Origin of the sequence: Burkholderia aenigmatica (assembly GCF_048627025.1) — a bacterium.
Lineage (GTDB): Bacteria > Pseudomonadota > Gammaproteobacteria > Burkholderiales > Burkholderiaceae > Burkholderia > Burkholderia aenigmatica.
This window is the reverse complement of record NZ_CP184470.1, coordinates 1031443-1045850: the sequence shown is the minus strand read 5'-3', so window position 1 is coordinate 1045850 and position 14408 is coordinate 1031443. Positions and strand designations below refer to the sequence as shown.

Sequence of the window (14408 nt, the reverse complement as noted above, 5' to 3'; positions counted from 1 at the left end):
ACGGACTGCGAATGGATATCAAGGATCGTGTTTTTCTGATCACGGGCGCCGGTTCGGGCCTTGGCGCCGCGGTGGCGCGCATGGTGGTCGCGGACGGCGGCAAGGCCGTGCTGCTGGACGTCAACGAAGAGGCCGGCGCGGGCCTCGCGCATGAACTCGGCGCGGCTGCGCGCTTCGTGAAGACCGATGTGACGAGCGAAGCCGACGGCCAGGCGGCTGTCGCCGCTGCGCGTGACGCGTTCGGCCGCATCGACGCGCTCGTCAACTGCGCGGGCGTCGCGCCGGGCGAGAAGGTGGTCGGCCGCGATGGCCCGCACTCGCTCGACCGCTTTGCGCGGGCGGTGTCGATCAATCTGGTCGGCACGTTCAACATGATCCGGCTGGCCGCCGAAGCGATGTCGAAGCAGGACGCCAATGCGGAAGGCGAGCGCGGCGTGATCGTCAACACCGCGTCGGTTGCGGCGTTCGACGGGCAGATCGGGCAGGCCGCGTATGCGGCGTCGAAGAGCGGCGTGGTGGGCATGACGCTGCCGATCGCGCGCGAACTCGCGCGGTTCGGCATTCGCGTGGTGACGGTCGCGCCGGGCATCTTCGCGACGCCGATGATGGCCGGCATGCCGCAGGACGTACAGGACGCGCTCGGCAAGAGCGTGCCGTTCCCGCCGCGGCTGGGCCGCCCGGAAGAATTTGCGGCGCTGGTGCGCCACATCGCCGAGAACACGATGCTGAACGGCGAAGTCATCCGTCTCGATGGCGCGTTGCGCATGGCACCGCGCTGACACTGGAGGAAGCGAATCATGACGACTCAGGATCCGATCGTAATCGTTGGTACGGCGCGTACGCCGATGGGTGGTTTTCAGGGCGACCTCGCGGCAGCCAGCGCGAGCGACCTTGGCGCGGTAGCGATTCGCGCGGCGCTGGAGCGCGCGAACGTGCCGGCCGAGCGTATCGATGAAATCGTGTTCGGCTGCGTGCTGCCGGCGGGCCAGGGCCAGGCGCCGGCGCGACAGGCCGCGCTGAAGGCCGGGCTGCCGCTCGCGGCGGGCGCGACCACGGTCAACAAGATGTGCGGCTCGGGGATGAAGGCCGCGATGTTCGTGCACGACCTGCTGCTGGCGGGTTCGGCGGACGTGGCCGTCGCGGGCGGGATGGAGAGCATGACGAATGCGCCGTACCTGCTGCCGAAGGCGCGCGCGGGGATGCGCATGGGTCACGGGCAGGTGCTCGACCACATGTTCCTCGACGGGCTGGAAGACGCGTACGACAAGGGCCGGTTGATGGGTACGTTCGCGGAGGATTGCGCGCAGTCCTATCAGTTCACGCGTGAAGCGCAGGATGCGTTCGCGATCGAATCGCTGACGCGCGCGCAACGTGCGATCGCGGAAGGGCGCTTCGTGTCGGAGATCGCACCGGTGACCGTGAAGGCCGGCAAGACCGAGGCAGTCGTGTCGATCGACGAGCAGCCGGGCAACGCCAAGCTCGACAAGATTCCGACGCTCAAGCCGGCGTTCCGCGAAGGCGGCACGGTGACGGCTGCCAACTCGTCGTCGATTTCCGATGGCGCGGCGGCGCTCGTGATGATGCGTCGCTCGGAAGCCGAGCGGCTCGGCCTCACGCCGAAGGCCGTGATCGTCGGGCATTCGACGTACGCGAACAAGCCGGGCCTGTTCGCGACGGCGCCGATCGGCGCGATTCGCAAGCTGTCGGAGAAGACCGGCTGGAATCTGCGCGACGTCGATCTGTTCGAGATCAACGAAGCGTTCGCAGTGGTGGCGATGGCTGCGATGCGCGATCTCGACCTGCCGCACGACAAGGTCAACGTGCACGGCGGCGCGTGTGCGCTCGGCCATCCGATCGGCGCATCGGGCGCGCGCGTGATGGTGACGCTGCTGGCCGCGCTCGAAACGTATGGCATGAAGCGCGGCGTCGCGTCGCTGTGCATCGGCGGCGGCGAGGCGACGGCGATCGCGATCGAACGCATCGTGTAACGCATCACGCGTAGGACGCACGCCGAGAAGCGGGCGACGGGTATCGCACGGGAATCTTCCGCGCGTTGCCTGTCGCCCGTTTTGTTTTGGACATCCCGCATGTGCTCGTCGATTGATCGATACGAAAACAGCTAGGATGTCGCGATGCCATTGCGCTGCGCGACCTTCACCAGTTCGACCATGTTCGGGGCGTTGAGCTTGCTCATGAGACGTACCTTGTAGGTGCTCACCGTCTTGTGACTGAGCATGAGCGTGCGGCCGATTTCCTGGTTGTTCATTCCTTTCACCAACAGGCCGAGGACCGTCATTTCACGGTCGGTGAGCCCATCGAGCTCTGCGGCCAGGCCCATGCTTTCGGTTGCCGAGATCTCCTGCAAGTTTTCGCGAAGCATGTTGGTGACCACTTGCGGGAAATACGAATAGCCGGCGAGCAAGGCCTTGACGGCCTTCGATATTTCATCCAGCCCGTCGTCCTTGCAGACGAAGCCTGACGCACCGGCTTGCAGGCAACGCATTGCATAGTTGCGCGTGTCGCCGGACGTGAGCACCAGGATGCTGGCGTCCAGTTCGGCGCCGCGCAGGCGATCCATGACCGAGAAGCCGTCCAGATCGGGAATGACCAGATCCAGGATGACCAGATCGGGCTTGAGCGCCCGAACGGCCTGGACGCCGTCCACGCCCGTGCGGCACTCCGCGACGACTTCATGGCCGTCACGCTCCAGGACCATTCGCACCGCCATTCGAATCAACGGGTGGTCGTCCACGATCACAATACGACGATTCACTGTCCCCTCTGCGCAATTGATTTTATTCGCCGAAAACACCGACCCTGACTGGGTAGTGCATTCGGTCTTCGGTTAAGTCCGTGGCTGAACAGGCATCGGCGCGTATTGCCGAGAAAGCTGCCATACCGTCGCCGCTAACGTTACTCGAATGTGGATCGATGACGAATGGGCCGAGCGGTGCGTCAGATATTTCCCGGCGAAAAGCAGAAAGTTCCGAATAGCTTGCACGGGTGTCGGGCCGGCACACTTGACGAGGTGATGGCGCAATGGTTTTGCTGATACCAGTCGCTCGGTGCGGGCCATCATTTTCTCGGTTGATTTGTTATTGGAGCAAGACGATGAAGAAACAACTCGCAGGATGGGGGCTGGCTGCAGGTGTACTGGTTGCCGCCGGCCATGCGCAGGCACAAACCGCGGAAATCAAGGTCACGGGCAGGATCGTGCCCGATGCGTGCCAGTTCACGATCGGTAACGGCGGTGTCTATGACTTCGGCTCCATCGGGTCGGACAAGCTCAATCAGGATGCCGTGACGACACTCGATGCGAAGACGCAGACCGTGGCCATCTCGTGCAATGCGGCTGCGAAGGTCGCGTTGAACGTGCGGGACAACCGCTCGGGTACGGCTGCCGGTGGCAAGGGCGACGACTACGAGTTCGGGCTGGGGGGCAAGGACAAGTTCGCGGGCTACTACACGCTGGCTCTGACCCGTGTGGTCGGCGACGGCAGTACGTTGGACGTCCTCGCCGCTCCCGCCGGATCCAATGCGTGGGCACTCGATAGCACGGGCTCGATGGCGAACGGGCAGGCGCGCAAATCATTTTCGGAATCGGGGAGTGTGGCGCCCGGGGCATACAAGAGCATCACGGCCAATCTGACCGTCACCCCGACGATCAACAAGTTGTCGGCGTTGGATCTTTCCAATGGTGGTGTCGATCTCGATGGCTCCGCGACTGTCGAACTGACTTATCTGTAAAAAACGGTCGGAGTTGGCCGGCGCGTCGGCTGGGTGCGATGGCCGACGTTCGGCTCATGTTTCCGGAGCGCTAGCCGAGCATTGGCAGGTCTGTGCTTTTGAGCAGGGCATGCGGGGGTGTGGCAATGCAAGTCGTGATGCTGGGCACCGTCATGACTCGGAGGGTATTCCGACAGGCGGGCATCCGAGTCGAGGCTTTACGACGTTGGAGTCGAGCATCCCACGGCGCGTGAGCGACCGCGCGATGCGTTTGTCAATGCCGTTCCGAATGAGCGAGATATTCACATGAGCTTGAAGCAGTTTTGTGTTCTTTCCGTGCTGGCCTGCAGTTTGTCGAGCCCGTGCGTGACGTCGGCTGCCGACCTCAGTGTCAACGGTTACATCCAGCCGGGCGGCGCTTGCGGAATAGCGTTGGGTAACGGCGGTATCGTCGACCTGGGTAATCTGTCGAGCAAGGATGTTTCCTCTCTCCCGAACCGAACCGTCATTCGAAATATGCCATTGACGATCAACTGTCCGCACCCGACGAAGGTCGGGGTCGACACGATCGACAATCGGGCTGGTACGAGGCCACCCGAATGGGCGATATACCCCGAAGTGCTCGGTCTAGGCAATCCTGCCATCGGCTACTATGACATTTTCAGTCCTCCGTATGGTTACAACAGCCTTGCCGATGGGAGGAGGGTCGTCGCGATTTGGCGGAAAAAAGGCAAGACTACTTGGGAAGGCGCGGGAGATAGCTACGGCAACTGGGCACCTAACACGACCATGTCCTGGGAGCTTGGATCGGGGCCGGTGGCGTTCAAGACACTGACGGACGTGTTGAAGGTCAGAGTCCGATTCGAGGGGGACATCGCGTTCACCGACGAGCTTGAGATCGACGGTTCCGCGACCCTTGAGCTTGTGTACCTGTAGCGCATACGCGTCGTTGAATTCCCCATTTCAAAGAGTCGGCGAAGAGAGATCGGCGCCTGCTTTCGGGTCGCGAAAGCCCAGGTACGCGGTCCCGATTTGAAGGTGCATGCGGATCGGCGAACAGTCCGGCCGAGTGGGCACGACATCGGGGAAAGCATATGTTGGCAGTGCATGCTGCCGCGATATGTGCTTGTCCAAACCATTCCGCACGAGAGCGAAATTCAGATGAAATCGAAGAAGTTGTGTGTTCTTTCAGCGCTTGCCTGTGCGTTGTCGATCCCTGGCGTGACGGTGGCTGCCGACCTCAGCGTGGGCGGTCGGATCCAAGCGGGCGGTGCTTGCACCATAACGCTGGGGAACGGAGGTGTCTTTGATCTCGGCACTCTGTCACGAAAGAACGATTTTCCTGGCCCATACCAAGCGATATATGCCGATTCAATGTTGACGCTCAACTGCCAGCGTCCGACCAAAGTTGGCGTCGAAATAATCGACAATCGCGAAGGTACGGCATCTAAAGATGCTTCCTATTATTTCGGTCTAGGTAATCCTGAAATCGGCTATTACTTCGTTACGACTGATCAAGCACAGGTCGATGGGGCGGATGGCTTCCAGATTTGGCGAGATAAAGGGTGGCCTTATTGGGGGGACAGACATGGTTGGGGGAGTGGTCGCCTTTGGAGCACTAACGCTACCCTTTCGTGGGACGTGGGTGGTCCACAGATGGAGCCGGTTGCGTTCAAGACGCTGACGACCAGGTTGGAGATCACTTTCCTTCCCAAATACGACACGGCCTTTACCGATGAACTCAAATTAGACGGTTCCGCAACCCTGGAACTTGTATACCTGTAGCGAATGTGCGCCATTGAAACCCCCGCTCCAGGGAATTCACGACCAGAACAAGGATCGTGATGCTGCGTCCACCGGGTGCGCGCGGTGACGGGATGGTGTCAGTCAACGTGTCGAGCGCCAGCGAATGCGTTACGGCGAGTGTCGGCTTCAGCGATATGCGCTTTCCAATACCGTTCCCAATGAGTGAGATATTCAGATGAGTTTGAAGCAGTTGAGTGTTCTTTCGGTGCTGGCCTGCACGTTGTCGATCCCCAGCATAACGTCGGCTGCCGACCTCAGCGTTCGCGGTCAGATCCAGGCGGATGGCGCTTGCAGCATAACGCTGGGGAACGGCGGTGTTGCCGACTTCGGCAATTTGTCGAAAACGGAGGGGTTTTCGAACGGATCTGCCCGCCGCGAGATACCGTTGACGATTAACTGCCGGAACCCGACCAAGGTCGGTGTCGATGTGATCGACAATCGAAAAGGCACGGCATCCATAGATGCTCCTTGGGAGTTTGGTCTGAGCAACCCTGCTATTGGTAGCTACCTCATCGATGCAACTGCTCCTCTGGTCGATGGGAGGGTGGGTGTCACGATTTGGCGCAATAAAGGCGAGAATATTTGGGGCGACAAGGGACGCTATCTCTTCTGGGGAAGCAGAAAAACCGCTTCGTGGGATATGCCAGGTCCGCAAAGTGAGCCGGTGGCGTTCAAGACACTGACGGGCTCGCTGAATATCATATTCTTCCCCGAGTGGGACTCTGTGTTTACCGACGAGTTTGAGCTCGACGGCTCCGCGACCCTGGAGCTCGTATATTTGTAACGCACGTGTGTCGTCGGATTCTCCTTCGTTGCAAAGAACCCGAACCAGGAAGATGGCGAGCATCTGATTGATTCGGCCGTGCCCGCACAGATGAAGAGCCCGCTCCCTTCTGATCTACCTATTTGAGTGTCATCCGGCGTCGGCCGCCGGATCGACGAATTTTCTTGCGCTCATCGGTGCAACATGCATTTTTATTTTTCAAGATAATTTAAATAGGATTGCGAATAATGTTTAACCGTGCGCTGCGCTTCTCGTCATGGTCTGCTTCCCATGTCCGCTCTTTTGCTCCACGCCAGCGCGCATTGGCAAAGTCCGTTCTGACAGGCATCCTGCCGATCATCCTGAGCGTGCCGAGCATTGCACTGGCATCCGGCGTCCTCCCCGAATCGTCCGTGGTGATCCTGAACGAAGCGGACGGCGAAACGACCATGAACGTGAAGAACACGGAGTCGATTCCGCTGTTGCTGCACACAACGATACAGAACACACCAGACGACCAGGAATTGCTGGTCGTAGCGGTGCCGCCGGTGAGCCGCGTGGAAGGTCAGGATACGCAACTGGTGCGCTTCATGCTGCAAAGCCCGGCGCCGCTCCAGGTGCAACGGCTCAAGCGCGTGACGTTCGAGGGCATTCCGCCCAAAGGCCCGGACGGCAAGGCGCGCATCAGCATGACGATCCGCCAGAACCTGCCGTTGATCGTGCATCCCGCCACGCTCGCGAAGCACACCTCGCCATGGACGCTGCTGCAGTGGTCGGTGGCGGACGGCAAACTGCGCGTGCGTAACGACAGCCCGTACGTGGTGCGTCTGGGGCAAGGCGTGCAACTCTTGCCGGAAAAGACCGCGGTGGATCTGGGCAAGACCTACGTGCTGCCTGGCAGTGCCGTCGAAGTGCCGTTGCCGCCAGGGACGGGCGCGCGCGCAGCCAGCGTCAGGCTGTCGCCCGCGACGATATACGGCTACGAGGTCGACACCTACGACGCTCCGCTCGTCGATACCGCGAGGCAACCGTAATGCGTGTCGATCGCGCGACGCGCAGAATACGGCGCCAGCGCGAATCGAGCGTGTACTGCGGCGGCACGGCCGCATCGCTGTTGTTATTGCTGGCCGGAACCTATTCGCCACGGGCACACGCACAGGTGGTTGCGCCGCTAGACACGGCGTCCGCTGCACAAGCAACGGCCGAGTCAGGCGCGGCCGATGCGATCTTCGATACGAGCATCCTGCAGCAACGCGGGCTCGATCCGCAGATCGCCGAGTATTTTCGCGATGCGCCGCGTTTTCGGCCGGGCCGCAGCCGTGTCGTCGTCTACGTCAACGACATTCGGAGGGGGCGGATCAATACGCGGTTCGACGAGGACGGCGCGCTGTGCTTCGACCGCGCGATTCTGGATGCGGCCGGACTGGTGGTACCCGACGCGAAGTACGCGATGCCCGGCGAATCGGAGCCCGACACGTGCTACGACTTCGCTCAGGCCTTCCCCGGTACGGACGTGACGCTCAAGCCGGGGCGGGAAGAAGCGCGATTGGTCGTACCAACCACGGCGTTGCGTCAGGCCGCAGCGGATTTCTCCGGCTACAGCCGGGGCGGCAACGCCGCGCTGCTCAACTACGAGCTGATGACCATGCGCAGCGAGGCGAGCGGCATGCCGGGCTCGAACTTCCTGTCGCTGAACTCCGAACTCGGCGTGAATGCTGGCGACTGGATCCTGCGCAGTCGCGCCTATTCTCAAAGCCAGGATCACGCCGGATTCCAGAGTCGACATCTGTACGCCTATGGCCAGCGAACCTGGTTGCGCTGGGGCGCCACGGCGCAGGTCGGACAGATCAACATCGCCAACTCGGTACTGACCGGCGCACCGCTGACCGGCGTCCAGATATTTCCCGATTCGGCGCTGGGTAAGCAGACGCGCAACATCGTCATGGTCGAAGGTGTGGCGCAATCGCAGGCGCGTGTCGAAGTGCGCCAGGCGGGCGGGTTGATCTATACCACCGTCGTGCCGGTCGGCCCTTTCGCGCTCACCGACCTGCCGCTCCTGAACAACAGCAGCGACCTGGAGGTGACCGTCATCGAATCCGACGGCGCGCGGCGCAGCTTCGTGGTGCCCGCCGCGTCGATCAGTGCGGGGGCGCTCGGGCAGCAGCCAGGCTATGCGTTCGCGCTCGGCAAGAGTCGCAATCTCGACGGCAACAAGGCCCGCAATCCGTGGGTGGCGAGCGCGAGCGGCAACTGGGCGCTCGGCAAGCATGGCAACGTCGGCGCCGCCGCACTGTTTGCGCCCGGCTACCAGGCCGGCAGCTGGGGCGCGGATATGCGCGTGTCGCGCTCGAGCAGCGTCAAGCTGCAGCAGCGCGTGTCGATGGACGCGGGCAAGTCGGGCACGGAAATCGAGGTCTCGGGCATTTTCGGCGGCCTGCACGAGAACCTGAGCATGAATTTCAGCAGTGCGTATCAGAGCAACGGCTATCGCACGCTGGACGACTTCACCGTGGATACCGGCCGGGCCGGGTTTGCCGCATCGCGCTACCGGAGCCGGCATACCGCGGCGCTGGCCTGGTCCGATTCCAGGCTGGGCGGTCTGACCTTCGGCTATTCATTCGCGAATCAACAGAACGGGGAGCGTACGCAGCGGCTGAACCTGTCGTGGGGAAAGAGCTTCGCGTTCGGCACCGTGTCGCTGAACGTGGAGCGCGATCTCAGCCCGCGCCGGGAGGGCCGACGTTACGGAGGTCACGCGTACGACAGGCCCGGCAACACCTATTACGCGTCGTTGAGCATCCCGTTCGGCAAACGAAGCGTCCGCACCTATGCCAGCAATACGAGCGGCTATACGCGATTCGGCACCAGCTACAGCGAGCGGATCGGCGATCACCTGAATTACTCGGTGAACGTGGACCGCAATACGCGCGACCGGCGCAACGCGGTGTCCGGGCAAATGGCCGCGACGCCGCGCATTGCGCAGGTCAACCTGGGCTTTTCCGATACCGGTGGGCGCGCCCGATCGTATTACGCCGGGGCCTCGGGCGGCGTGGTGCTGCACGCCGACGGGGTGACGCTTTCGCCATATCCCGTGCAAGACACGTTCGGCATCGTGTCGGCGTCGGGCGTATCGAACGTGAAGATCAACACGCCGCAAGGGCCGGTGTGGACCGACCGCTGGGGGCGTGCCGTGGTGTCCCGGCTCTCCGCATACAGCAGCAATCGCGTGGAGGTGATGACCCGCTCCTTGCCGCGCAACGTCGACATCGCCAACGGGTTCCAGCAGGTCGAGCCCGGACGCGGGTCCGTGAACCGGATCGACTTCCAGCTCAGCCGCGTGCGCCGGGTGCTGCTCAACGCGCGCGACGCCGACGGCAATCCGCTGCCCGCCGGCGCCTATGTGCTGGATGGCCGCCAGCGGTATGTCGGTATGGTGCTCGAGCAGGGGCAGGTGTTTCTGAACAACGGTGCAGGAAACGAGGCGTTGTCGGTGGCTTTGCCGGACGGCAGGCAGTGCCAGTTGCAGTATGCGTTGCCCGAGCCCACCGGCTCCGGCGCGCTGTTCGAAAGCGCCGATGCCCGATGCACACTTCAATGAGCCCGTGGCTTCGAGAGACGATATGTTGCGACAACCGAAATGTATCCGCCGGTGGGCGTGGACGATGTGTGCGGGATTGAGCCTGAGCGGGGCCGCGCAGGCCGCGGACAATTGCCAGATGCATGCCGGGCATGCGCAGCTGGACTACGGTGCTCAGTACCGGCAAACCATTCTGGGGCAGCCCGCATCGGCCGGAGGATACTCGTTGGGAAAACGTCTGGTTTCCGTGAGCATCGTCTGCAAGGAGTCGGTGCGCATGGCGATCTTCGTGCGCGGCGATGCGCTGGACGACGGCGCGTTCCGGTTCGGTCAGCAGGGCGTGCTTTCCGTGACAGCCGGCGACGCCAATCTGGACGGGAAGTCCGTTGCATTGGGCCGTGTGGAGCATGCCGGTCAGCAACCGTCGGAGCAGGCCGGAAAAGTCGGCTTGCATCCAGGCTCGGGCGTCGTGGTGCTGGCGCAAGGCGTGCCGGCGGCGGGCAACCGGTTGACGTTGCAACTGGAACTGGAGCCCGTGATTCCGCGCAGCGCGATCGAAGTCCTCAACAACGAATCCCACTGGTCCAGTAGCCACGCCGTGGAGCTGGTTCCGTTCTGAAGGCAACCGGCCGTCGAGGCTTCCCGTGGCAGCGCAGAGATGAGCCACGCAGCGGCGCAGCGCGTGCGAAAGTGCTCATGCCGGTCGCTTTGCCTCCGGCGACACCGCACCACATGCGCGAATCACAAGCTGCACGACCTGCTCGGTCTTCTCGTCGAACGCTTTCTGCGTGAACGTCCGCTTGCCGCTCAGCGCGCGGATCTGCGCATCGAAATCCGCGTAGTGCTGCGTGGTGGCCCAGATCAGGTACATCAGCGCATGCGCGTCGATCGGCGCGAGCAGCCCGCGCGCGATCCAGCCATCGATGACCTTCACGCGCGTATCGAACCACGGCTTCACGCGTTCCGACAGGATGTCCTGCATGTGCTCCGCACCGTGGATGATCTCGTTGGCCCAGACCTTCGAGCCGAGCGGCCGCCGCCGTGACAGCGCCATCTTCGCGCGCACGTAGGCACCGATCGCTTCGACGGGATCGTCGTCGGCCTCGAATGTGCCGGCGGCGCGATGCCAGTCCTCGAACAGGTCGTCGAGCACGCGGCGGTACAACGCAAGCTTCGTCGGGAAGTAGTAATGCAGGTTCGCTTTCGGCAGGCCGGCGCGCTCCGCGATCATCGCGGTGCTCGCGCCGTCGAGCCCGCGTTCCGCGAATACGGCCTCCGCACAGGCGAGCAGATGCGCTTCGTTGGACTCGCGGATGTGCGCCTTGCGTCGCCGCAAAGGCGCGGGCGTTTCATCGCTGTCGGTGGCTTCGGTTGCCGCCTCGTCATGTCTCATCGTTGCCCTCGCGCGGCGGGCGTGCCGCGTTGGGCTTCATTCTAGCCGCTGATTCGCATCGCGCGCACGTGTGCGGACATCGCACATTCATCGCCATGCTGCGTTGCGATGGCACGGTTCTCGCTCCATTCATTCACGCAAGAAAGTCATTGATTTGGTCATTTTGATCGTCTAAAACCTGTCCAATCGGACAGGATTCGATGAACGGCGGAAACCTTTCGGCCCGATTCGTCGGACGATCTTTGCAAGCGACCCGGGCATGCACCACGCAAGCGCAGGTGTGCGCCGAAACAGGCATGACATGCACCGGCACAGACCGGGCTGACGACATCACCGACCCCACAGGAGCGATACGAATGAACGCGGTATCGGAAACAGTGAAGCGGGCAGCTTTCGACACGTCGATCAAGGTCGACGGCAAGCGGTTGTGGGACAGCCTGATGGAAGTCGCGAAGATCGGCGCCACGCCGAAGGGCGGCGTGTGCCGCCTCGCGCTGACCGATCTCGACAAGGCCGGCCGCGACCTGATCGTCGGCTGGGCGAAGGCCGCCGGCTGCACGGTGACGGTCGATACGATGGGCAACGTGTTCATGCGCCGCGCGGGTCGCGTGGCCGATGCGGCGCCGGTCGTCACGGGATCGCACGCGGATTCGCAGCCGACGGGCGGCCGCTTCGACGGTATCTACGGCGTACTCGGCGGCCTCGAGGTGATCCGCAGTCTCAACGATCACGGCATCGAGACCGAGCATCCGGTCGAGGTCGTGATCTGGACCAATGAAGAAGGCTCGCGCTTCGCGCCCGCGATGGTCGCATCCGGCGTGTTCGCGGGCGTGTTTTCGCTCGAATACGGACTGTCGCGCAAGGATGTGGACGGCAAGACGATCGGCGAGGAGCTGGCGCGCATCGGCTACGCGGGTGACGTGCCGTGCGGCGGGCGCAAGCTGCACGCGGCGTTCGAACTGCATATCGAGCAGGGGCCGATTCTCGAAGCGGAGTGCAAGACGATCGGCGTGGTGACGGATGCGCAGGGGCAGCGCTGGTACGAGATCACGTTCACCGGCCAGGAAGCGCACGCGGGGCCGACGCCGATGCCGCGTCGCCGCGACGCGCTGCTCGGCGCGTCGCGCGTGGTCGATCTCGTCAACCGGATCGGCCTCGATCATGCGCCGTTCGGCTGCGCGACGGTCGGCATGATGCAGGTGCACCCGAACTCGCGCAACGTGATTCCGGGCCGCGTGTTCTTCACGGTCGATTTCCGTCATCCGGACGACACCGTGCTCGCGAAGATGGACGCCGCGCTGCGCGACGGCGTCGCACGCATCGCGGGCGAGATCGGGCTCGAGACCGCGCTCGAGCAGATTTTCTATTACAAGCCTGTCGCGTTCGATCCCGCCTGCGTGGAAGCGGTGCGCGGCGCGGCCGATCGCTTCGGCTACTCACATCGCAACATCGTGTCGGGTGCCGGCCACGATGCGTGCTATCTCGCGCAGGTCGCGCCGACGTCGATGGTGTTCGTGCCGTGTGTCGACGGCATCAGCCACAACGAGATCGAGGACGCGACACCCGCATGGATCGAGGCCGGCGCGAACGTGCTGCTGCACGCGATGCTGTCGCGCGCATGCGAGCCGGTTTCATGACGCAGGGACCGTAGCAGCCGGCAGGCTGCTCAATGCCTGACAGCCTGACCGTAGCATTCCTAAGAACGACCGCCCCGACTGTGCATTCACAGCCGGCGGGGACGGCTTTGTCTCCACCCAGTCGAAGGAACGCGTATGAGCACCCAGCCAACCGGCGATATCGCCGCGCATCGCCTGTCGTCCACGCAACTCTCGTGCGAATTCACCGATATCGCGCCGCTGCTCGATCCGACTGCCGCAGCGGCCGCCGCCAGCCGCTGCCACTACTGCTACGACGCGCCGTGCGTGCAGGCCTGCCCGACGCAGATCGACATCCCGAGCTTCATCCGCAAGATCGGCAACGGCAACCTGAAGGGCGCCGCGACCGACATCCTGTCGGCGAATCCGCTCGGCGGGATGTGCGCTCGCGTGTGCCCGACCGAGATCCTGTGCGAAGGCGCATGCGTGCGCAACCATCAGGATGCGCAGCCCGTTGCGATCGGCGCGCTGCAGCGGCATGCAACCGACTGGGCGATGGAGACCGGCGCGGTGCGCTTCACGCGCGCGCCCGACACGGGCCGCCATGTCGCGGTGGTCGGCGCGGGCCCGGCCGGTCTCGCGTGCGCGCACCGGCTTGCGCTCGCCGGGCACCGCGTCACGCTGTTCGACGCGCGCCCGAAGGCCGGCGGCCTCAACGAATACGGGATCGCCGCGTACAAGACCGTCGACGATTTCGCGCAGCGTGAGGTCGAGTGGCTGCTGTCGGTGGGCGGCATCACGCTGAAAACCGGCGTCGCGCTTGGCCGCGACATCACGCTCGACGCGCTGCGCGAGCAGCACGATGCGGTGTTTCTCGCGATGGGCCTCGGCGGCGTGCGTGCGCTTTCGATCGACGGCGAGCAACTGGCTGGTGTGATGAACGCCGTCGACTTCATCGAGCAGGTACGGCAGGCCGATGCGCTGGAGAACGTGCCGGTCGGGCGGCGCGTGGTCGTGATCGGCGGCGGCAATACGGCCATCGATGCGGCGGTGCAGAGCCGCAAGCTCGGCGCCGAGCGCGTGACGATGGTGTACCGGCGCGGCGTGGATGCGATGAGCGCGACGTGGGCCGAGCGCGAGTTTGCGCAGAAGAGCGGCGTCACGCTCGTCACGCACGCGAAGCCCGTGCGGATGGCGGGCGCGAACGGGCAGGTGACGGGTGTCGAATTCGAGGCGGCGTCAGGCGAGCGCTTCACCGTCGAGGCGGACATGGTGCTGAAGGCGATCGGCCAGACGCTGGTGCCGAATGCCATTGACACCGCGCTGCTGACGGCGGACGGCGCGCGCATCGCGGTGGACGCGGACGGGCGCACCGCCTGGCCCGACGTGTGGGCCGGTGGCGATTGCGCGGCGACGGGCGGTGTCGACCTCACGGTGCAGGCCGTGCAGGACGGCAAGCGCGCGGCTGCGTCGATCGACGCGGCGCTCGCGGAACGCGACGCGAAGGCTGCGTGACCGCATCAGGTGCGTCACACACCACGAGCACAA

General features: G+C 63.7%; 13 protein-coding genes. 11 read left to right on the top strand and 2 right to left on the bottom strand.

The annotated features are described in order from the left end of the window. Positions 1-11: 11 nt before the first annotated feature. Positions 12-779, top strand: coding sequence for a 3-hydroxyacyl-CoA dehydrogenase (locus tag ACN8ZM_RS37055; RefSeq protein WP_089454125.1), 768 nt, complete (start codon positions 12-14; stop codon positions 777-779). An 18-nt stretch (positions 780-797) separates the two neighbouring features. Then, positions 798-1988: an acetyl-CoA C-acetyltransferase gene (locus ACN8ZM_RS37050; protein WP_420212937.1), complete on the top strand. Its 1191-nt coding sequence runs from the start codon at positions 798-800 to the stop codon at positions 1986-1988. A 131-nt stretch (positions 1989-2119) separates the two neighbouring features. On the opposite strand, the gene ACN8ZM_RS37045 is transcribed toward ACN8ZM_RS37050, so the two are convergent. Then, complete coding sequence (locus ACN8ZM_RS37045) at positions 2120-2773, bottom strand: response regulator transcription factor (protein WP_043185489.1); 654 nt, start codon at positions 2771-2773, stop codon at positions 2120-2122. Between the two features lie 338 nt (positions 2774-3111). Between ACN8ZM_RS37045 and ACN8ZM_RS37040 the strand changes: the two genes are divergently transcribed. From ACN8ZM_RS37040 to ACN8ZM_RS37010, 7 genes are all read left to right on the top strand, one after another. Continuing rightward, positions 3112-3747 (top strand): DUF1120 domain-containing protein, encoded by a 636-nt coding sequence (locus ACN8ZM_RS37040; protein WP_420212936.1) that lies wholly within the window; start codon positions 3112-3114, stop codon positions 3745-3747. Between the two features lie 285 nt (positions 3748-4032). Continuing rightward, on the top strand, positions 4033-4662 hold the full coding sequence (locus ACN8ZM_RS37035) for a DUF1120 domain-containing protein (RefSeq protein ID WP_089454128.1): 630 nt from the start codon (positions 4033-4035) through the stop codon (positions 4660-4662). Positions 4663-4887: 225 nt separating this feature from the next. After that, positions 4888-5511: a DUF1120 domain-containing protein gene (locus ACN8ZM_RS37030; protein WP_420212935.1), complete on the top strand. Its 624-nt coding sequence runs from the start codon at positions 4888-4890 to the stop codon at positions 5509-5511. Positions 5512-5707: 196 nt separating this feature from the next. After that, the gene (locus tag ACN8ZM_RS37025) at positions 5708-6316 is read left to right on the top strand and encodes a DUF1120 domain-containing protein (RefSeq protein WP_420212934.1); all 609 of its coding nucleotides are present in this window, start codon (positions 5708-5710) and stop codon (positions 6314-6316) included. A 227-nt stretch (positions 6317-6543) separates the two neighbouring features. Next, on the top strand, positions 6544-7329 hold the full coding sequence (locus ACN8ZM_RS37020; RefSeq protein ID WP_420212933.1) for a fimbria/pilus chaperone family protein: 786 nt from the start codon (positions 6544-6546) through the stop codon (positions 7327-7329). Then, positions 7329-9893 (top strand): fimbria/pilus outer membrane usher protein, encoded by a 2565-nt coding sequence (locus ACN8ZM_RS37015; RefSeq protein ID WP_420212932.1) that lies wholly within the window; start codon positions 7329-7331, stop codon positions 9891-9893. The genes ACN8ZM_RS37020 and ACN8ZM_RS37015 overlap by 1 nt, the downstream gene beginning before the upstream one ends. After that, positions 9871-10491 (top strand): hypothetical protein, encoded by a 621-nt coding sequence (locus ACN8ZM_RS37010; RefSeq protein WP_420213341.1) that lies wholly within the window; start codon positions 9871-9873, stop codon positions 10489-10491. The genes ACN8ZM_RS37015 and ACN8ZM_RS37010 overlap by 23 nt, the downstream gene beginning before the upstream one ends. Positions 10492-10566: 75 nt before the next feature. Here the strand turns inward: ACN8ZM_RS37010 and ACN8ZM_RS37005 are convergent, their stop codons facing one another. Beyond that, positions 10567-11265: a TetR/AcrR family transcriptional regulator gene (locus ACN8ZM_RS37005; RefSeq protein WP_089454133.1), complete on the bottom strand. Its 699-nt coding sequence runs from the start codon at positions 11263-11265 to the stop codon at positions 10567-10569. A gap of 356 nt (positions 11266-11621) precedes the next feature. On the opposite strand from ACN8ZM_RS37005, the gene ACN8ZM_RS37000 reads away from it, so the two are divergent. Both ACN8ZM_RS37000 and ACN8ZM_RS36995 read left to right on the top strand, forming a co-directional pair. Beyond that, a complete protein-coding gene (locus tag ACN8ZM_RS37000; RefSeq protein ID WP_420212931.1) occupies positions 11622-12902 on the top strand; it encodes a Zn-dependent hydrolase in 1281 nt (426 codons plus the stop codon). Positions 12903-13037: 135 nt separating this feature from the next. After that, a complete protein-coding gene (locus ACN8ZM_RS36995) occupies positions 13038-14375 on the top strand; it encodes an NAD(P)-dependent oxidoreductase (RefSeq protein WP_420212930.1) in 1338 nt (445 codons plus the stop codon). Positions 14376-14408: the final 33 nt, after the last annotated feature.